The 19,138-nt window shown below is 67.2% G+C and carries 18 protein-coding genes; 13 read left to right on the top strand and 5 right to left on the bottom strand.

Translation table 11 applies throughout. The features are described from left to right. Positions 1-3 precede the first annotated feature (3 nt). The 9 genes from DFO63_RS07825 to DFO63_RS07785 all read left to right on the top strand — a co-directional run bounded on the left by DFO63_RS07825 (position 4) and on the right by DFO63_RS07785 (position 10,427). Positions 4-933, top strand: a complete 930-nt coding sequence (locus tag DFO63_RS07825; protein WP_119006727.1) for a DUF58 domain-containing protein — start codon at positions 4-6, stop codon at positions 931-933. Further along, entirely contained in the window at positions 930-1,379 is a 450-nt protein-coding gene (locus DFO63_RS07820) for a DUF4381 family protein (protein WP_049442712.1), read from the top strand. The genes DFO63_RS07825 and DFO63_RS07820 overlap by 4 nt, the downstream gene beginning before the upstream one ends. Next, positions 1,376-2,380: a VWA domain-containing protein gene (locus tag DFO63_RS07815; protein ID WP_049442711.1), complete on the top strand. Its 1,005-nt coding sequence runs from the start codon at positions 1,376-1,378 to the stop codon at positions 2,378-2,380. The genes DFO63_RS07820 and DFO63_RS07815 overlap by 4 nt, the downstream gene beginning before the upstream one ends. After that, positions 2,377-4,215, top strand: a complete 1,839-nt coding sequence (locus tag DFO63_RS07810) for a VWA domain-containing protein (RefSeq protein WP_049442761.1) — start codon at positions 2,377-2,379, stop codon at positions 4,213-4,215. The genes DFO63_RS07815 and DFO63_RS07810 overlap by 4 nt, the downstream gene beginning before the upstream one ends. Next, positions 4,212-5,927 carry a BatD family protein gene (locus DFO63_RS07805; RefSeq protein ID WP_049442710.1) on the top strand — a complete coding sequence of 572 codons (1,716 nt, stop codon included), beginning with the start codon at positions 4,212-4,214 and terminating at the stop codon, positions 5,925-5,927. Before DFO63_RS07810 ends, DFO63_RS07805 begins: the two co-directional genes overlap by 4 nt. Positions 5,928-5,984: 57 nt before the next feature. Continuing rightward, positions 5,985-7,304: a dicarboxylate/amino acid:cation symporter gene (locus DFO63_RS07800; RefSeq protein WP_119006726.1), complete on the top strand. Its 1,320-nt coding sequence runs from the start codon at positions 5,985-5,987 to the stop codon at positions 7,302-7,304. Between the two features lie 214 nt (positions 7,305-7,518). Beyond that, entirely contained in the window at positions 7,519-9,516 is a 1,998-nt protein-coding gene (gene tkt / locus DFO63_RS07795) for a transketolase (RefSeq protein WP_049442708.1), read from the top strand. 315 nt (positions 9,517-9,831) lie between these two features. Further along, complete coding sequence (locus DFO63_RS07790; protein ID WP_049442707.1) at positions 9,832-10,110, top strand: type II toxin-antitoxin system RelE/ParE family toxin; 279 nt, start codon at positions 9,832-9,834, stop codon at positions 10,108-10,110. An 11-nt stretch (positions 10,111-10,121) separates the two neighbouring features. After that, positions 10,122-10,427: a HigA family addiction module antitoxin gene (locus DFO63_RS07785; RefSeq protein ID WP_049442706.1), complete on the top strand. Its 306-nt coding sequence runs from the start codon at positions 10,122-10,124 to the stop codon at positions 10,425-10,427. 87 nt (positions 10,428-10,514) lie between these two features. Here DFO63_RS07785 and DFO63_RS07780 read toward each other — a convergent pair whose 3' ends face one another. Both DFO63_RS07780 and DFO63_RS07775 read right to left on the bottom strand, forming a co-directional pair. Beyond that, a complete protein-coding gene (locus DFO63_RS07780) occupies positions 10,515-12,467 on the bottom strand; it encodes an acetyl-CoA hydrolase/transferase C-terminal domain-containing protein (protein WP_049442705.1) in 1,953 nt (650 codons plus the stop codon). A gap of 33 nt (positions 12,468-12,500) precedes the next feature. After that, entirely contained in the window at positions 12,501-13,058 is a 558-nt protein-coding gene (locus DFO63_RS07775; protein WP_049442704.1) for a flavin reductase family protein, read from the bottom strand. A gap of 118 nt (positions 13,059-13,176) precedes the next feature. On the opposite strand from DFO63_RS07775, the gene DFO63_RS07770 reads away from it, so the two are divergent. Genes DFO63_RS07770 through DFO63_RS07760 form a run of 3 tightly spaced genes read left to right on the top strand, consistent with a single transcriptional unit; the run spans position 13,177 to position 15,336 of the window. Further along, positions 13,177-13,542, top strand: a complete 366-nt coding sequence (locus DFO63_RS07770; RefSeq protein ID WP_012481135.1) for a BlaI/MecI/CopY family transcriptional regulator — start codon at positions 13,177-13,179, stop codon at positions 13,540-13,542. Continuing rightward, a complete protein-coding gene (locus DFO63_RS07765; protein ID WP_049442703.1) occupies positions 13,535-14,776 on the top strand; it encodes a TonB family protein in 1,242 nt (413 codons plus the stop codon). Before DFO63_RS07770 ends, DFO63_RS07765 begins: the two co-directional genes overlap by 8 nt. Next, complete coding sequence (locus DFO63_RS07760; RefSeq protein WP_049442702.1) at positions 14,773-15,336, top strand: hypothetical protein; 564 nt, start codon at positions 14,773-14,775, stop codon at positions 15,334-15,336. The genes DFO63_RS07765 and DFO63_RS07760 overlap by 4 nt, the downstream gene beginning before the upstream one ends. Before the next feature lie 53 nt (positions 15,337-15,389). On the opposite strand, the gene DFO63_RS07755 is transcribed toward DFO63_RS07760, so the two are convergent. From DFO63_RS07755 to DFO63_RS07745, 3 genes are all read right to left on the bottom strand, one after another. After that, positions 15,390-16,190, bottom strand: a complete 801-nt coding sequence (locus DFO63_RS07755) for an MBL fold metallo-hydrolase (RefSeq protein WP_049442701.1) — start codon at positions 16,188-16,190, stop codon at positions 15,390-15,392. An 11-nt stretch (positions 16,191-16,201) separates the two neighbouring features. Then, on the bottom strand, positions 16,202-17,020 hold the full coding sequence (locus tag DFO63_RS07750) for a S1/P1 nuclease (protein ID WP_119006725.1): 819 nt from the start codon (positions 17,018-17,020) through the stop codon (positions 16,202-16,204). A gap of 233 nt (positions 17,021-17,253) precedes the next feature. Further along, positions 17,254-17,883 (bottom strand): OmpW family outer membrane protein, encoded by a 630-nt coding sequence (locus DFO63_RS07745; RefSeq protein ID WP_049442699.1) that lies wholly within the window; start codon positions 17,881-17,883, stop codon positions 17,254-17,256. A gap of 193 nt (positions 17,884-18,076) precedes the next feature. On the opposite strand from DFO63_RS07745, the gene gap reads away from it, so the two are divergent. Continuing rightward, positions 18,077-19,081, top strand: a complete 1,005-nt coding sequence (gene gap / locus DFO63_RS07740; protein WP_005414333.1) for a type I glyceraldehyde-3-phosphate dehydrogenase — start codon at positions 18,077-18,079, stop codon at positions 19,079-19,081. The last annotated feature ends 57 nt before the right edge of the window (positions 19,082-19,138 follow it).

Raw genomic sequence — 19,138 nt, 5'->3', positions numbered from 1 at the left:
CGCATGACCGATCCATCCCTGGAACACGCACCGTCTGCGCTCGAAGGTGACGGGCTGCGCCCGCAGCTGGCCGAACTGGTCGCGCTGCGCCGGCTGGCGCAGCGGCCACCGCCGCCGCGACGTGGACGCACCGGCAATGCAGGGCAGGCGCCGTCCCCGCTGCGCGGCCGCGGCATGGAGTACGCCGAGTCGCGCGAGTACGTGGCCGGCGACGACGCGCGCCACATCGACTGGCGCGTGACCGCACGCACTGGCCGGGCCCACACCAAACTGTTCCAGGCCGAACGCGAGCGGGTCAGCCTGATCGTGGCCGACACGTCGCCGGCGCTGTACTTCGGTACCCGCGTGCGCTTCAAATCGGTGCAGGCCGCACGCGCGGGTGCTGTCGCCGCGTGGTCGGCGCAGCGCCGTGGCGATCGTGTGGGTGCGCTGCGTGGCAGCGACCGCGAAGCGCCGATCGCCCCCGCAGGTGGTCCACGCGGCGTGCTGCGCGTGCTCGACGCGCTGACCCGCTGGTACGCACAGCCGCCAGCCGACGATCTGGGCCTGGAGCGCGCGCTGGATCATGCCGGTCGCGTGCTGCGCCCGGGGGCACGCATGCTGGTACTGGCCGATCCGCAGCAGGCCATCCGCATTGCACCGGCGCGCTGGAGCGCACTGGCCCAGCATCACGACCTCAGCCTGGTGCTGCTGGTCGATCCGCTGGAACTGCATCCCCCCTCGGCGGCGCTGCAGTTCCAGACCGCACAGCAGCGTATCGGTCTCGACCTGCGTCGCAGCGAGGTGCAGGCACATTGGCAGGCACACTTCGTCGAGCCGCTGCAGGAACTGCGACGCCAGCTCGGCGCACGCCGTGTCGATGTGCAGGTGCTGTCCTCCGATGCGCCCAGCGACGCCTGGCTGGCGCCGTCGCCGACTGAGGTGCCGGCATGAGCGCCGCTCTGCCGTTGCGCGATGTGCAGCTGCCGCCGGCACCGTCATGGTGGCCGCCAGCCCCCGGTTACCTGATGATCGGCGCGGTGGTCGTGCTGGTGCTGCTGGTGATCGCCGTGGTGATGTGGCGACGTCGCCGCCGTCGCCAGCACTGGTTGCAGCAATTCGATCAGGAACTGGCAACTACCAGCGACGCCGCGGCCGAACTGGCGGCCATTGCGGGGCTGCTGCGCCGTGCCGCACGCCATGCGAAGCCGGGCAGCGAATCGTTGCGCGATGATGCCTGGTGGCAACGCCTGGACCCGCAGGGCACCTTGCCCGATGCGCGCCGCAGTCTGCTTGCCGAAGGCGCCTATCGCCCGCACGTCGACAGCAACGACGTGGCCGCTGTGCGCAGCTGGGCCCGCGAACGCTATCTGGCGATGCTGCTGGAGCGTCGTCGATGAACCTGTGGACGACCTATTGGCCATGGCCGGACCTGCAGCTGGCATGGCCGCTGGCTTTGCTGGCGCTGCCGTTGCCGCTGCTGATGCATTGGTGGAAGCGCCGTGCAGAACCGGGCGCCGCACTGCGTGTGCCTTATGCGGCTGCCGAACTGGAAGCGCTGTCTGGTGGCGGCCGTGTTGACGTGTCGTGGCTGCGCACGTTGCTGCTGTGGCTGGGCTGGTGTGCACTGTGCATCGCGCTGTCGCGACCGCAGCAGCTGGGCGAAGCGATCACGCCGCCGCAGCAGGGGCGGCAGATGATGCTGGCGATGGATGTGTCCGGCAGCATGGGCGAGGGCGACATGGTGCTGGGCGGCCAGGCGGTCGATCGCCTCACCGCGGCCAAGGCCGTGCTGGCCGACTTCCTTGATCGTCGTGCCGGCGACCGCGTCGGCCTGCTGATCTTCGGCGACCGCGCCTACACGCTCACGCCGCTGACCGCAGACTTGGCCAGCGTGCGCGACCAGCTGCGCGACAGCGTGGTCGGCCTGGCCGGGCGCGAGACCGCCATCGGTGATGCCATCGGCCTGGCAGTGAAGCGCCTGCGCAGCCAGCCGGAGGGGCAGCGCGTATTGATCCTGTTGACCGATGGTGTCAGCAATGCCGGTGTGCTGGAGCCGTTGCGCGCTGCGGAAGTGGCGCGCGCCGAGGGCGTGCGCATCCACACGGTCGCGTTTGGCGGCGATGGCAGCATGCGGTTGTTCGGCATTCCGATTTCCACCGACCAGGATCCGGTCGATGAGGCCACCCTGAAGAAGATCGCCAGCATGACCGGTGGCCAGTTCTTCCGTGCGCGGGACACCGCGCAGCTGGCCGGCATCTATGCCGAGCTCGATCGCCTGGAGCCAGTGGCCGCAAAGGGCCCGAGCCTGCGCCCGCGCGAGGAACGCTATGCGTGGCCGTTGGGCCTGGCATTGCTGCTGGGCGCATTGGCATGGCTGTGGCCGGAGCGTCGCCGATGATCGCGTTTGCTTCGAATCTTCCCGATTGGAACGCGCTGCACTTCCTGCGGCCCGAGTGGTTGTGGGCACTGCTGGCGCTGCCACTGATCATCGCGTTGGCGCTGTACCGGCAACGGCGCAGTGATGTGTGGCGGCAGGCGGTGGACGCGCACCTGTTGCCGCACCTGCTGGCCGCCGGTGCAAGGCGGCGGGCACGTTTGCCCTGGGTGTTGCTGCTCGGCTGGACACTGGCGTCGCTGGCCATGGCCGGGCCGAGCTGGCGCCAGCAGGCACAGCCGATGTTCCAGGCCAGCGCACCGTTGCTGGTGGTGCTGGACCTGTCCAGCCGGATCACCGCAACCGATCTGCCACCGTCGCGCCTGCTGCAGGCGCGGGCGAAAGTGGGCGAGCTGCTGCGCGCGCGCCAGGGCGGGCAGGTGGGGCTGGTGGTGTATGCCGATGATGCCTACACGGTGGCACCGCTGACCGACGACGGCAGCAACGTCGCGCTGTATCTGGATGCGCTGTCGCCGGACGTGATGCCGCGCGATGGCCAGCGTGCCGACCGCGGCATCGACTGGGCAACACGCTTGATGCGGCAGATCGGTGCGCTGCAGGGGCAGATCCTGCTGGTCAGCGATCAGGCGGATAGCGAAGCTGCACTGGCGGCGGCACAGGCGCGCGGCCTGGGCTTGCAGGTGTCGGTGCTGGGACTGGGCACGCCTGCCGGTGCGGCCTACCGCGATGGCAGTGGGCAGATCCGCCAGGCTGCGCTGGATGAGGGCAGCCTGCGTGCGGTAGCCACTGCAGGTGGCGGCCGCTATGCACGCATCTCCGCCGATGACAGTGATCTTCGTGCGCTCGGTGTACTCGACGCGCGCGAAGGCACGGCGGCGCAGCGGCCGGGCGAAGGCAAGCAGTGGCGTGACGAAGGCTTCTGGCTGCTGCCGCCGGTGATGCTGCTGGCATTGCTGGCCTTCCGTCGTCGCGCGGTGCTGGCCGCGGTGCTCGCGGTCGGCCTGCTGCCATGGATGAATGACGCGCAGGCGCAGGCCCCTGCGACGCCTGCCTCGCAGCCGGTGCAGGGCACGCTGTGGAAGCGAAGCGACCAGGTGCAGCACCAGCGCCTGGCCGAGGGGGTTCAGGCTTACCGCAAGGGCGACTTCGCCACTGCACGCAAACAGTTCGAAGGCATCGACAACGATGCCGGTTGGTACAACCTGGCCAACACACTGGCACGCGAAGGCAACTACGACGACGCGATTGCTGCCTACGACCGTGCGCTGGCACTGCATCCGGGCATGGCCGATGCGGTGGCCAACCGTGCCGTGGTCGATGCCGCACGCAAGCGCAAGCAATCCGGTGGCGGCCAGGGCCAGGATCAGCAGAAGCCGCCGCAGAACGGGCAGCAGAAGCAACCACAGAGCCCGCAGCGCCAGCAGAACCCACAGGGGCAGCCGCAGCAGGGCCAGCAGAATCCCAGCCAGGGCCAGCCGTCGTCGGGCCCGCAGGACCCGCCCAAGGCGGGTGACAACAACGCGCAGTCGAAGCCTCAGCCTGGCGAGCGTGGCCGCGATGGCCAGCAGGCACCGCCACAGGTGGAGGATGCCAAGGCGCAGGCGCAGGCCGATGAGCAGCAGCGCCAGCGCATGCAGCAGGCAATGCAGCAGGCACGTGAGGGCAAGGGCGAGCAGGAGGGCAAGCCCGTGCCAGGCAGCGAGGGCGCCACCCCGCGCCAGCGCGAGGAGCAACAGGCCGTGGAGGCGTGGATGCGACGTGTGCCGGATGATCCGGGCGCATTGCTGCGGGCCAAGTTCCAGCTGGAAAACGAACGCAGGAAGAGGGAAGGGCGATGACGCGGGCGATCAAGATGCACGGGCGCTGGCCACTACAGGTACTGGCGGCACTGCTGCTGTGGCTGCCGCTCCTCGCTTGGGCGCAGCCGCGCGCGTGGCTGGACCGCGACCGCATCGCGATGGGCGATACGGTGACCCTCAATGTCGAGAGCGATCAGGGCGCGCCGGATTTCACGCCATTGCGTACCGACTTCGATCTGAGCGGGCAGACCAGCAGCCGCCAGGTGGAGTGGAGCAATGGCAGCATGCAGCAGCGCAACCTGTATGGCGTGGCGCTGACGCCACGGCGCAGTGGTGCGCTGGTGGTGCCGGGCCTGCAGGTGGGCAGTGTGCGCACCGCGCCGCTGACGCTGCAGGTCGATGCGGCCGCCGTGGCGGGGCCCGACAGCAATGCGATGGCCTTCATCGAAACCGTTGTCGATGACGATACGCCGTATGTGCAGCAGAGCGTGGGCGTGGTGGTGCGCCTGTACTTCGCCTCGCAGCTTGCCTCCGGCGAACTGGTGCTGGATACCCCGGCGGGCGCGTCGTTGCAGCGCGTGGGCGACGACCGCACCGATGTGCGCCAGGTCAACGGGCGCCGCTACAACGTGGTCGAACGGCGTTTCCTGCTGATCCCCGAGCGCAGTGGCGCGTTGAAGCTGGCCGGTGCGCGTTTCAGTGGCCGCAGCGCCGGTGGCTTCTTCGATGATTTCTTCGGCGGTGGCGACGGTCGCATGAATGCCACCAGCGCCGACCGCACGCTGCAGGTGCAGGCACAGCCGGCGCAGGCCCCGCAGCCGTGGCTGCCCCTGCAGAGCCTGCAGCTGCGCTACACCAGTGCGCCGACCAGTGCCCGCACCGGTGAGGCGGCCAACGTGGTGGTCGAAGCGGTTGCCGAAGGCGCGACGCGTGCGCAGTTCACCGACCTGCCGGTGCCGGATGTCGGCGCCAATGCGCAGGTGTTCGCCGAACCGGCACAGTACGAAGAGACCTTCAACGGCAGCACGCCGCGCCTGAAGATCACCCGCCGCTATTCGATCGTGCCGCGCCAGCCGGGCGCGCTGGTGGTGCCGGGGCCGCGCCTGCCCTGGTGGGATGTGCGTAACGGCAAGGCGCAGGAGGCGAAGCTGCCGGACCTGACGCTTGCCGTCGCGGCCGGCACGGGTACTGGCACTGCCTCACCGCCACCGTTGCCACCGATCGACACCGACGCCGCGCTGCCGGGCGCCGATGGCCAGGACAGCCGCATCGCGGCGACCGATCCGCGTGCCAGCGGCCTGTCCGAGCGTCCGTGGCCGTGGATGGCGGCGGCCATCGGCCTGGCGTTGCTGTGGCTGCTGACCCTGCTGTGGGGCTGGCAGCGCGGTCGCCGCCCGCGTACGGCGGCACCTGCAGCCGGCAAACCCTCTGTGCCGACTGTGGCGAGCGGGCGTGCCGGCTTGGCCGAACTGCGCCGCGCGCTGGATGGCGAGGGCTTCGACCAGGTGGAAGCACAGCTGTGTGCGATGGCCGGCGTTGAACGCATCGAGCAGGTCATCGCGCGGCTTGGGGATGCAGCCCAGCGCCAGGTGCTGCAGGACCTGCAGCAGGCACGCTGGGGCGGGCAGGGTGATCTGGCGCCGCTGCGTGCGCGCCTGCGCGAGGTCTTCCGTGACGGACCGCACTGGTCGGCGGCCGCAGGCACCGCCGACACTGGCCTGGCGCCGCTGTATCCACCGCGGCGAACCTGAACCGGCGCCGCTTGCGCGCTTTGTTAGAGTGCATTCATTTTTCGAGGAAACCCGCGTATGACAGCAGCTGCTGCCGACAAGAAGAAGTTGCCCCTGCATTGGAAGATGGGCATCGGCTTTGCGATCGGCCTGGTCCTGGGACTGATCGTGCACGCCCTGGGCGGCAGCGTCGATGGTCTGCAGGCCGGTGCCAAGTGGGTAATGGACTACGTCACCACCCCGGCGTCGGGCCTGTTCCTCAACCTGATCTTCATGCTGATCGTGCCGCTGATCTTCTCGGCGCTGATCATGGGCGTGTCGGAGATGGGCGACATCCGCGCCCTCGGCCGCATCGGCTGGAAGACGCTGGCCTACACCGTGCTGCTGTCCGGCATCGCGGTGGGCATCGGCCTGGTGCTGGTCAACGTGCTCAAGCCGGGCGCCGGTGTCGACCCGCAGGTCGCCGCGATGATGCTGTCGGAGAACGCCGAGCGCAGCAAGGAGATCGTCGCGGGCATCCATGGCACGCCGAAGGGCATGGACATGTTGCTGTCGATCGTGCCGAGCAACGTGCTGCAGGCGGCCTCGGACAACGGCGCGATCCTGTCGCTGATGTTCTTCGCGCTGATGTTCGGTATCGGCATGGTGCTGACCGACAACGAGAAGGTCGCCCCGCTGCGCCGCGCCATCGAAGGCGTGTTCGAAATCTCGATGACCCTGATCAACCTGGTCATCCGCCTGGCCCCGTATGCGGTGGCCTGCTTCATGTTCAACCTGGCTGCACTGTTCGGCTTCGAGCTGATCATCCGCCTCGGTGCCTACGTGGGCGTGGTGGTGCTGGCGCTGGGCCTGCACATGATCGTGACCTACGGTACCGCGGTGTGGCTGTCCGGTCGCTCGCCGCTGTCGTTCTTCCGCGATACCCAGGAAGCGACGGTGATGGCGTTCTCCACCGCCTCCAGCAATGCCACCCTGCCGACCGCACTGCGCGTGGCCGACCAGATGGGCCTGCCGCAGCGCGTGTCGCGCTTCGTGCTGACCGTGGGCGCCACCGCCAACCAGAACGGCACCGCGCTGTTCGAGGGCGTGACGGTGATCTTCCTGGCCCAGTTCTTCGGCGTGGACCTGAGCATCGGCCAGCAGTTCATGGTGATGGCAGTCTGCATCCTCGGTGGCATCGGTACCGCCGGTGTGCCGTCGGGCTCGCTGCCGGTGGTGGCGATGATCTGCGCGATGGTCGGCGTGAACCCGCTGGGCATCGGCCTGATCCTGGGCGTGAACCACTTCCTGGACATGTGCCGCACCGCGCTGAACGTGACCGGCGACCTGGCCCTGACCACGCTGGTGGCCAAGGGCGAGTCCCACGACGGCCCGGCGCTGGGCCCGCAGCAGGACTGAGTCCGGAACCACTGCTGGCGACCTGATCGGGGTCGGATTCCTTTCCGCAGGGAAAGGGCTCTGACCCCTTTTCACATGCGGAATCCGGCGGAGATCATGAAGTGCCGGCCAGCGACCGGCACGACCAGGCAAGGTGAACCGACCCCCCGCCCGGCGACTATGGGACAATAGGCCGCCCGCACGTCCGCGGCCGCCTCCCGATTCCGACAGAACCATGACGCAGCCTACCCGTCGCCAGTTGGCCAACGCCATCCGCTTCCTTGCCGCCGATGCGGTTGAAACCGCAAAGTCCGGCCACCCCGGCATGCCCATGGGCATGGCCGACATCGCCGAAGTCCTCTGGAACGACTATCTCCGCCATAACCCGAGCAATCCGCACTGGTTCAACCGCGACCGTTTCGTGCTGTCCAACGGCCACGGTTCGATGCTGCAGTACGCGCTGCTGCACCTGAGCGGTTACGACCTGCCGATCGAGCAGCTGAAGCTGTTCCGCCAGCTGGGCAGCCACACCGCCGGTCACCCGGAACGCCACGAGACCCCGGGCGTGGAAACCACCACGGGCCCGCTGGGCCAGGGTTTCGCCAACGCCGTGGGCTTCGCTCTGGCCGAGAAGCTGCTGGCACAGCGCTTCAACCGCCCGGAGCTGGAAGTGGTCGACCACCGCACCTGGGTGTTCATGGGCGATGGCTGCCTGATGGAAGGCGTGTCGCATGAAGCGGCCTCGCTGGCTGGCACCTGGGGCCTGCACAAGCTGGTCTGCTTCTGGGACAACAACCACATCTCCATCGACGGCAACGTCGAGGGCTGGTTCACCGACAACACCCCGGAGCGTTTCGAGGCCTACGGCTGGAACGTGGTCCGCGACGTCGATGGCCACGACCCGGAAAGCATCAAGGCCGGCATCGAGGCCGCGCTGTCGCAGAGCGACAAGCCGACCCTGATCTGCTGCCGCACCACCATTGGTTTTGGTTCGCCGAACAAGGCGGGCAAGGAATCCAGCCACGGCGCACCGCTGGGCAAGGACGAGCTGGAAGCCACCCGCAAGCAGCTGGGCTGGGAATACGGTCCGTTCGAGATCCCGCAGGCGATCTACGATGGCTGGCGCGCCAATGGCGCCGGCACCCTGCGCCAGGCCGAGTGGGAACAACTGTTCGACAAGTACGCCAGCCAGTACCCGGCTGAAGCGTCCGAGCTGACCCGCCGTTCGCACGGCGAGCTGCCGGCCGACTTTGTTGCCAAGGCCGATGCCTACATCGCCCAGGTGGCCGCTGAAGGCCCGACGATCGCCTCGCGCAAGGCCTCGCAGCTGGCCATCGAAGCTTATGCCCCGCTGCTGCCGGAAATCGTCGGCGGCTCGGCCGACCTGGCGCATTCCAACCTGACCCTGTGGAAGGGCAGCAAGTCGGTCGCCAGCGACGACGCCAACGCCAACTACGTGTACTACGGCGTGCGCGAGTTCGGCATGACCGCGATTGCCAATGGCCTGGCCCTGCACGGTGGTTTCATTCCGTTCGACGCCACCTTCCTGGTGTTCAGCGATTACGCCCGCAATGGCGTGCGCATGAGCGCCCTGATCCCGGCCCACGCCATCCACGTGTACACCCACGACTCGATCGGCCTGGGCGAAGACGGCCCGACCCACCAGCCGGTGGAGCACCTGGCCTCGCTGCGCTACATCCCGAACAACGACGTGTGGCGTCCGTGCGATGCGGTCGAGTCGGCGGTGAGCTGGAAGGCCGCGATCACCCGCCAGGACGGCCCGAGCTGCCTGGTGTTCAGCCGCCAGAACCTGCCGCACCAGCCGCGCAACGCCGAGCAGATCGCCCAGATCGAGCGCGGTGGCTACGTGCTGGCCGATGCCGCCGGCACCCCGGACGTGATCCTGATCGCCACCGGTTCGGAAGTCTCGCTGGCCACCGAAGCCAAGGCCCAGCTGGACGCGGCCGGTATCAAGACCCGCGTGGTCTCGATGCCGTCCACCGACGTGTTCCTGCGACAGGATGCGGCCTACCGTGAATCGGTGCTGCCGAACGCCGTGCGCAAGCGCGTGGCCGTGGAAGCCGGCGTCACCGGTTTCTGGCGCCAGTTCGTTGGCCTGGACGGTGCGGTGATCGGTATCGACACCTTCGGTGCCTCGGCCCCGGCCGACCAGCTGTACAAGCACTTCGGCATCACCACTGCCCACGTGGTGGAAGCCGCCAAGGCGCTGTAAGCCTCCTCTCGGCGCAACAAAGGAAAGGCCGGCGCAAGCCGGCCTTTCTCGTTCTCCTGAGTAGAGAAAAAGGGGACGGAGGGGATTAAGTCGTTTGTGCACATGCGACTTAATCCCCTCCGTCCCCTTTTCCTTTGCCCGGAATGCTCCACCCGGCGGCACCAGTGTCGCGTTGGCCTCTTCATCTGAGCTGCATTCCTTGCGAAAAGAAGGACCTGCCGAGGGACCCTCAGAAGTGGTCATGGACAAGAAGAGCGGCGCAGAAACCCATGGTGGATTTGCGGGGTGTAAGGTGATGCCTTACACTGGCGCCGCATGATCGTCAGCTTCAGGCATAAGGGCCTGAAGGCGCTCTATGAGCGGGGCGACATTTCCGGAGTCCGTGCCGATCATGTGGCCCGGTTGCGGCGTTTGCTTCTGCAGCTGGATCAGGCCCGCGTGCCTGGGGACATGGGGCTGCCCGGAAATCGCTTGCACCCACTGCGCGGGAGCTATAGCGGCTACTGGGCTGTAAGTGTCTCGGCGAGTTGGCGACTGGTGTTCCGCTTTCGTGGGCTCGACGTCGAATTGGTCAATTATCTTGATTACCACTAGGAGTCTGCCCGATGCCGTTGCATGATCCGCCGCATCCCGGGGAATCGCTGCGCGAAGACATCCTGCCAGCAATCCGTATGTCGATCAGTGCGCTGGCGCAGCATCTTGGCTACTCGCGCGGACAGCTGTCGACGATCATCAACGGGCACGCCGGCATCTCCGCGGAACTCGCATTCCGCCTTGAGCTTGCAGGTCTGGGCAATGCCCGCATGTGGCTGGCGATGCAGGCGGCATACGACCTGTGGCAGGTCGAGCATCGAGCGCATCCACCGATTGCCCGTCTGTATCTTGAGGATGCAGTGAGGATAGAGCGGTAGATCCACGCCATGCGTGGATGAGAAAAAGGGACGGAGGGGATCAAGTCGTTTGTGCACAAACGACTTGATCCCCTCCGTCCCCTTTTCTCAGGCGGTGCGTGCCAGCGCCAGCCGCAGCAGGCGCGCGTCCAGGCGCTCTGCGAAATCCTTCGGCGCCTGCAGGCCCATGCGCTGCAGGTACACCGCATCGCCATCGCCGGCGGGTTGGCGCAGCGCTGCCCAGACCGTGCGCAGCTTGTCGCCGCGGGTCTGCGTGTTGGCCTTCAGCCAGCCCAGCGCCTTCACCAGCACCTGCTCGATCTCGTTGAAATCGCTGCCCAGTGGATAGTCGGGCAGGCTGCCATCGGCGCGGAATGGGGCCAGTGCCGTCGCCAGTGCCTGCGGCGTGTTGCGCTGCTGGCGCTGCGGATCCGGTTGCGTGGCCGCCAGCAGCTTGCGCGAAGCGTGTGCCTGCTGCAGCAGGCCGCCCTGGAACGGGGCCTCGGTGATCGCGGTCATCGCATGCACGCAGTCCTCGTCGGTCAGGCCGCGCAGATCGGCGATGCCGTATTCGTTGAGGTAGATGTCGCGCAGGTGGCGCGGAATGGTGGTGTGGCCGTAGTTCCAACGCACGTTCGATTCGCGCTGGCCCTTGTCATCGCGCGCGGCGCGGAACATCAGCACGCTGCGGGCTTCCGGCAGCGCATGTGCCATCGCCACGAAGTTGTACTGGCCGCCTACACCGGATACCACGCGTCCATCGTCCAGCGCGTCCGACACCGCCGCGCCCAGCGCGGTGGCCATCATGCAGGAGTTGAAGAAGCGCGCGTGCCGGCGCTGCAGGCGTTCCAGCGTCTCGTTGCCACCGTACAGCTGATTGATCTCGCTGATCCGGCGCATGCCGATCGCACGGCACTCGTCTTCCGGCAGCGTGCGCAGCCATTCGTAGAATTCCGGCGAACCCAGGTAGAACGCGCCGTGGAGGTACTCGCCTTCGGCAGCCAGGGTGGCGTGGTCGATCGACAGCGTGCTGCCATTCTCGATGCGCTGCATCAGCGCCAGGTCGTCGTGCACCTTGCGCTTGATCACCCCGGTCTGCACCAGCCTGCGGAAGCCTTCGTTGAGCATCTCGCTGCAGCCGTACAGTCCCACTTCGAACGGGTCCACACCACCGATTTCCTGCACCAGCGGATGGCTGGCCAGCTGCGGATCCAGCGCATGCAGCACGCGGCGGTAGCGCGCGTTGTCGGTGTGGCGCAGCACCAGCGCATGGCTGAGTGCATCAGCCAACGTGCCGATGCCGATCTGCAGGGTGCCGCCGTCGCGCACCAGCGTGCTGGCGTACAGGCCGATGGCGTAGTCGGCATCGCCGACCGGCTGCCGCGGCAGCCCGAACAGCGCCGGGTACGGCGGAGGCGGAGTGATCACCAGATCGAAGAACGACACATCGACCGTGGCCGTGCCGCCGAGGTAGGGCAGCTGCGGATCGATTTCGGCGATCAGCAGCGGGCGCGGCAGCCCGCGAGCGGTCATCGCATCCAGCGTGTCCTGGGTGATGTCGTTGTTGCACGACAGCGAAAGCCGACGGTCATCCGGCCGCATCGCCACTTTCTGCACGATCACCTGCGGCGCGCGCTGCGCCACCGCATCGGCGGCGTGGGTGTAGTTCAGGCTGGTATAGCTGGACTGCGCCTGGCGCGAACCGAGCAGGGCGCCGGACTGCATGTAGAACTCTTCCACCTGCACATGCGCTGGCAACGCGTCGCGTGCGATCGCATCGGCATAGGCCAGGCGCGGGAAATCGTCGCCGAAGTGACGCTGCGCGAACGGGGCCATGAAGCGTGCTTCCAGGCCGTTGCCGCGCGCCTTCGGTGGATTCAGTGACAACGCGGTATACAGCTGCAGCGGCCGCGAAGGGTCGTGCTCGACACGTGCGTAGAGGGCATTGAGCAACCGATGCGGCTTGCCCAGTGCCAGCGGTGCCCCGATCCGCAGCGGCCCGTCCACGCGCGCAAACAACCAGTCGACGGCGGCGTCCAGGTCGGTGAGGTGTTCGGTCATGCGCGGCGGTCCTGCGTGTGGGGAGTGCGGGCATTACAGCATGTCGGGCTTGAACCGCCGTCGACGCGAGACTTCCGCGCCGGACACCATGAACTGCCCATCGCCGCGGTAATGCACCGTGCGCGGCAGCTTCGGCCGGGGCGCAACATGGGCGCGCACGATTTCCCAGATGAACAGATTGCTCGCTGCCACCTGGCTGTCGTCGTAGAGGCGGCATTCGAAGCACGAATGGCATTGCCCGACCAGCGGCGCACCGACCTCGCGTGCGGGCAGTGCGTCGAGCCCGAAACGCGCGAACTTGTCGACCTCGCGGCCGCTGCAGTTGCCGATGTCCACCACGGTATCGAGCAGCTCTATCCCGGGAACATTGATTACGCACTCGCCGCTGCCGCGCGCCAACGCGTGGCTGTAGTTCTCGTGCCACAGGTAGGTGGCGACCAGTGAAGGCGAGAAGCCCATCACCATGTGCCAGCCCATCGTCATCAGGTTGCGCTGGCCGCGCCACGCCGTGCTGACCAGCACGATCGGGCCGGGTTCGAGGAAGCGGCGGGCCTGCTCGACCGGGAACTCCTTCTTGGGCAGCGCCTTCATCCGATGCCTGGGGCGGGAGGAATCGATGCTCGCGCAGCCGGGATGAACCCGGAGTCGAGGGGCTTGACAGGAGATTTGATTACGCGCGTAATCGAAACGTCGATTACGGATGTAAACCATGACCCCGATCAGCGAAGCCGAAGCCGTTGTGATGGAGGTGCTGTGGCAGCAGGCACCGCGTAGCGCCGACGAGGTAGTGGCCGCGCTGGCCCATCGTGACTGGGCCGAGCCGACCATCAAGACCCTGCTCAACCGCCTGCTGACCAAGGGCGCGATCGCCGCCGAGCGCGATGGCCGACGCTACCTGTACCGGCCGCTGCTGCAGCGCCAGGCGTGGGTGGAGGCGCAGAGCCAGGACTTCATTGGCCGTGTGTTCGAAGGACGCGTGGCGCCGTTGGTGGCGCACTTCAGCGAGCGCGGCCAGTTGAGCGCGCAGGACATCGCCGAACTGAAGAAGCTTATCCAGGAGCTGGACCATGACTGAGCTGCTCGACGGACTGTGGCAGGCCAGCCTGTGGCTGGCAGTGGGGGTGGTCCTGCTGGCGATGCTGCGGCCATTGCTGGTGCGGATGGGGGGCGCTGGGTTGGCCTACCGCAGCTGGTGGCTGCTGCCGATGCTGCTGGTGGCACTGATGCTGCCGTTGCCACAGGTTGCGTTGTTGCAGCAGGTACCCACGCTGCCGCTGAAAGTGATGCCGGGGGCCACCGACGGTGGAGCGGGTGGGTCGGTGCCTGGGGCTGGACTGTTGCTGCTGGCCTGGGCGCTGGGCATGGGCCTCTGCCTGCTGCGCGACCTGCGCGCACAGCGTCGTTTCGAACGATGCATGGGCCCACTGAAGCCGCGCACCGATGGCAGCTGGCAGGCCAGCGGCGATCCTGGCCTGCCCGCGCTGGTTGGCCTGTGGCGCCCACGGATCGTGGTCGGTCCCGACTTCGACCAGCAGTTCACTGCGCAGGAACAGGGCCTGATCCTGCAGCACGAGCACAGCCACCGGCGCAATGGCGATCACTGGGCCAATGGGGCGCTGCTGCTGGTGCGCGCGGTGTTCTGGTTCCACCCGCTCCTGCCGTGGGCTGCGGGCCGCTTCCTGCGCGACCAGGAACTGGCCTGCGACGCCCGCACCATGGCCCCGCAGCCGGCGCTGCGCGGCCTCTACGCCAGCACGCTGCTGAAGGCGCAGCTGGTCCATCCGGTTGCGCCCGCGGTCTGCCATTGGCGCAGCCAACCCGTGTTGAAGGAGCGTGTTGCCATGTTGAAGCAGTCCAAGCGGAAGGCATTGCCGTGGGTGTCCGGACAGGTGCTGGTGGTCGGGTTGTGCGTGGGCATGGGAGCGGTGGCGTGGGCGAGCCAGGGCGGCACGGCCGGGAGTCCGAGGATCGGTGTCGAGCCGTACGCGACTGCGGAAGAAGATGCGGCCAAGGCTGGACTGGATCGTCCGATCCAGGTCGACAAGATGCCACCGCCGTCCTATCCGAAGTCTGCGGTCGAGCAGCGCCAGGTGGGCGTGGTGAACCTGCGCGTGGAAGTGGACGCCAAGGGCCATCCCACTGACGTCCAGGTGCTCAGTGCTACCAATCCGGGTGTGTTTGATGCGGTCTCGATTGCTGCGGCGCGCAGCTGGACCTATCGGCCGGCGATCAAGCATGGCCAGCCGGTTGCAGGGGCGGTGAAGATTCCGATCACCTTCGCCATGGACGACGCTGAGGACGCGAAGTGAAGTGTGCGCCGCTGCTCATGACGGTGGCGCTGTTGGCAGGATGCGCGAGCCAGGAGCGGCTGACCATGGTGGATACCCGCAGTGAGAATGTCGGCCATCAGCGCCTGCAGCCACAGGCGGGCGGTGGCAGTGGACAGTTGCAGGTGTATTCGCTGGGTGCGACCGAGGGCTACCGGATGCCACAGCTGTACGCGGCACCGGACCCGGAGGTCGGCGATCGTGACCCGCGCGCGGAACTGGCGCCGACCACCATCTGCCTGCAGGTGGTGGTTGATGCGCAGGGCAGCGTCGAACGCAGCATGCCGCTGACCGATCGCCAGGACTGCGCCGCAGGGGCTGCACGCGAGAATGCGCCTCTGCTGCAAGCTGCTCAGGAGGCGGTGGCGATGTGGAAGTACTCGTCCGCAGCGGTCTGCCACTTCGCGGCTGGCAAGGTGCCTGCCAACCGCGGCGACTGTCGCGGCGCCGAACGGGTCGAGCCGGTGGCGGTGACCCTGCAGTACGCCTTCACCTTCGAGATCGTGAAGGGCCGGCATGTGGTGCGGACGCAGGGAAAATGATCGCTCACGGTCCGTGATGGAAACCGATGGCGCCGGGCTCTGCCCGGCGTACCTCAGGCCCCGCCCTGGATGTTGGCCTTCACCGCCGGTTGCATCAGCTTGGGTTCTTCCAACGTGGCATCGCGTGCCTGGCGCACGCTGACGAACTCCGCCTCGGCCACGCCGTCATGCACGTGGATGTTGTGCGCGCGCTGTTCGCCGACGGTGGTTTCGTTGGCGAAATCACGGCCGCCTGGGCCGTAGTCGTGGCAGACGAACACGCGGGTGGCATCGGGCAGCGCCAGCAGACGCTGGATCGAGCGGTACAGCTGTGCGGCATCACCGCCCGGGAAGTCGCAGCGGGCAGTGCCGCCGTCGGGCATGAACAGCGAGTCGCCGGTGAACAGCGCATCGCCGATCAGGTAGGCGATGCTGTCGCTGGTGTGGCCGGGCACGGCGATCACCTGGCCGCGCAGTTCGCCAAGCGCAAAGGTCTCGCCATCGCTGAACAGGTGATCGAAGATCTCATCTGCACCTGGAAGCTGCAGGCCATAGCGTGGCGCGAAGGTCGCCTGCACCGCGCGGATGCCCTCACCGATGGCCAGCGTGGCTTGCGGAAAGCGCTGCTTGAGCCGGCGCCCGGCCGACACATGGTCGGCGTGGGCATGCGTCTCCAGCAGCCAGCGCAGCTGCAGGCCCTGTTGCTCGATGGCCTGCAATGCCGCGCGCAGCGGTGATTCGCTGCTGGCGTCGGTATCCGGGTCGTAGTCTAGGACCGGGTCGATCAGCGCCGCCTCGCCGCTGGCCGGGTCGCTGACCAGGTAGCTGAAGGTATTGCTGTCACGGTGGAAGAACGACTGCACCTGGACCGGCATCGGAACCCTCCTCAGCGCGTGCCGAGCACGCGGTTCAGCAACTGCGCCAGGTTTTCACCGGCCAGTCGCAGCTGCGCTTCGGCCAGCGGCCGGTAGCGCTCGGTATATTCGTCACCGATTTTATGCGAGGCCGGATAAACGCCAGCTTGCATGGAGATGCGGCAGCTGGCTTCGGCCCACGTCTGCGGGTCGCGCTGCGGGTTGGACTGGCGCGCCAGCTTCGGTGCGCGCTGGCTCTGCAGAAGCGGCAGGTAGCCGGCATCGTCCAGCTTGCGGGTGTTGAGCATGCCGCTGTCCCACAGTGAATGCAGGTTGGTACCACGGTTGCCGAACTGCAGCTGGAAATCGTTGCCGCCCTTGTCGTGGGCATAACCGGCGTGCATCGGCTGGTGGATATCGCCGACCAGATGCACGACGAACTTCAGTGCCTGCAGGCGCTCGCCATCGGTCAGGCTGCGATCGCCGAGGATCGCGCTCTGTGCCTTCAGGGCCTCGACGATGCAGTTGCCATTCTTGCAGTGCTTCGGTGCTTCGTAATGGCAGTTGTCTTCGGCGATGTTGACGTAGTGCCAGCCGGCCGAACGACGGCCCAGGCCCGGGTCCTTGGCACGCAGCTGGTCGGCCCACGGCGCGATGCTGGCCAGCGTGGCGTCCGGTTCGGTGGCCAGCAGGCGGTCCACTTCGGCGCGGGCGGTGGGGGTGAGGCGGGCGTCGGCGACTTCGGCAACCAGGCGGTGGCCTTGCGCGCCCCAGGCATGGGCGGGGGCGGAGACGGACAGCAGGGCCGGCGCCAGGGCGGCGGCGAGGAAGAGGGAGTGCAGGGCTTTCATGCGCACATTCTAGCGGGGTAGGTGGATTGAGGAGCGGCGCGTTCCTGTTCCGAAGTGGGAGCACAGCGGGAGGGGCGGCGTGTCCCGGCTCTGCTCCCCGCCTCGCCCCAGCTCCGGAACCGCTTCAGTCCCAGCAACAAAAAAAAGCCCCGGCAATCACCGGGGCAACATGCTGCGAGGGTTTTGCTGGTAGCGGGGGAGCGGGGGCGAAGCCCCCGCACTCAACACACCGCTTAGAACTTGAAGACGTACGACGCGCCGTAGACCAGCGGATCGATGTTGACCGTGCCGATCTTCTCGCCGTTCAACTTCACCTTGCTGTCGATGTCGATCCAGCGCATGTCCACGCGCAGTGCGCCCTTCTCGCCGATCGCGAAGTCCACGCCGGCGTGTGCGGCCAGGCCCCACGAATCCTGCAGCTTCAGCTTGCTGCCAGCCAGCGCACCGGTGGTGTCTTCGCTGAAGAAGGTCGTGTAGTTCACACCCGCGCCCACAAACGGCGACACCTTGCCCTTGCTGTTGAAGTGGTACTGCAGGGTCACCACCGGCGGCAGCTGCTTGGTGCTGCCGACGCGGCCCAGGCCATTGATGTTGATGTCGTGCTTGAACGGCAGCGCGGCCAGCACTTCGATACCCAGGTTGTCGGCAATGAAGTACTCGCCGGTGATGGTCGGCTTGACGTCATTGTCGACGTCGACCTTCAGGGTGCCGCCGGCCAGCCAGCCGTTGTTCGACTTCGGCGCGACCTGGTGTACGCCGGCCGAGACGGTCCAGTCGCCCTTGGACTGGGCCATGGCCGGGGCGGCGGCGAGCGACAGGGCGGCGGCCAGGCTGGCCACGATCAGGGGGGAGCTCTTGCGCATGGGGGTGTTCTCGTTGCTGGGTGGATGGGGCCAGTGTCGGCCTCACGCCGCGCTAACGCTTTGATCCGGATCAAATCCTGTCCGCCGGCCTGCTGCCGGCCCCGGCCGGCCCACGGTGGCCAGCCCCGGTTTGCTAGACTTGTGGGCCCTATCCATCCCGCCGCACCTGTCGCGGCCGCAGGAGCTTGAGAACATGGCAATCAAGGTTGGTATCAACGGTTTCGGTCGCATCGGGCGTAACGTCCTGCGCTCGGCGGTGCTGAACTTCGGCGACGACATCGAAATCGTGGCCATCAACGATCTGCTGGAGCCGGACTATCTGGCGTACATGCTCAAGTACGACTCCGTGCACGGCCGCTTCAAGGCCGACGTGGCGGTGCAGGGCAACGACCTGCTGGTCAACGGCAAGAAGATCCGCCTGACCCAGGAACGCGACCCGGCCAACCTGAAGTGGGACGAAGTCGGCGCCGACGTGGTGCTGGAAGCCACCGGCCTGTTCCTGACCAAGGAAACCGCGCAGAAGCACATCGATGCCGGCGCCAAGAAGGTCATCATGTCGGCTCCGTCGAAGGACGACACGCCGATGTTCGTGTACGGCGTGAACGACAAGACCTACGCCGGCCAGGCGATCATCTCCAACGCCTCGTGCACCACCAACTGCCTGGCCCCGCTGGCCAAGGTCATCAACGACAAGTGGGGCATCAAGCGCGGCCTGATGACCACCGTGCACGCGGCCACTGCCACCCAGAAGACCGTCGATGGCCCGTCCAACAAGGATTGGCGCGGCGGCCGTGGCATCCTGGAAAACATCATTCCCTCGTCCACCGGTGCGGCCAAGGCCGTCGGCGTGGTCATCCCGGAACTGAACAAGAAGCTGACCGGCATGAGCTTCCGCGTCCCGACCTCGGACGTGTCGGTGGTCGACCTGACCGTCGAGCTGGAAAAGGAAGCCACCTACGCCGAGATCTGCGCTGAAGTGAAGGCACAGAGCGAAGGCCCGCTGAAGGGCATCCTGGGCTACACCGAAGACAAGGTCGTGGCCACCGATTTCCGCGGCGAAACCTGCACCTCGGTGTTCGACGCCGATGCCGGCATCGCCCTGGACGGTACCTTCGTCAAGCTGGTGACCTGGTACGACAACGAGTGGGGCTACTCGAACAAGTGCCTGGAAATGGCCAAGGTCATCGCCGCCAAGTAAGACTGGCGAAGATCGCAGACGGACCCCGGCTTGGCCGGGGTTCGTCGTTTATGGGAC

Origin of the sequence: Stenotrophomonas sp. AG209 (assembly GCF_003550055.1) — a bacterium.
Taxonomy (GTDB): Bacteria; Pseudomonadota; Gammaproteobacteria; order Xanthomonadales; family Xanthomonadaceae; genus Stenotrophomonas.
This window is presented reverse-complemented; position numbering and strand designations above follow the sequence as displayed.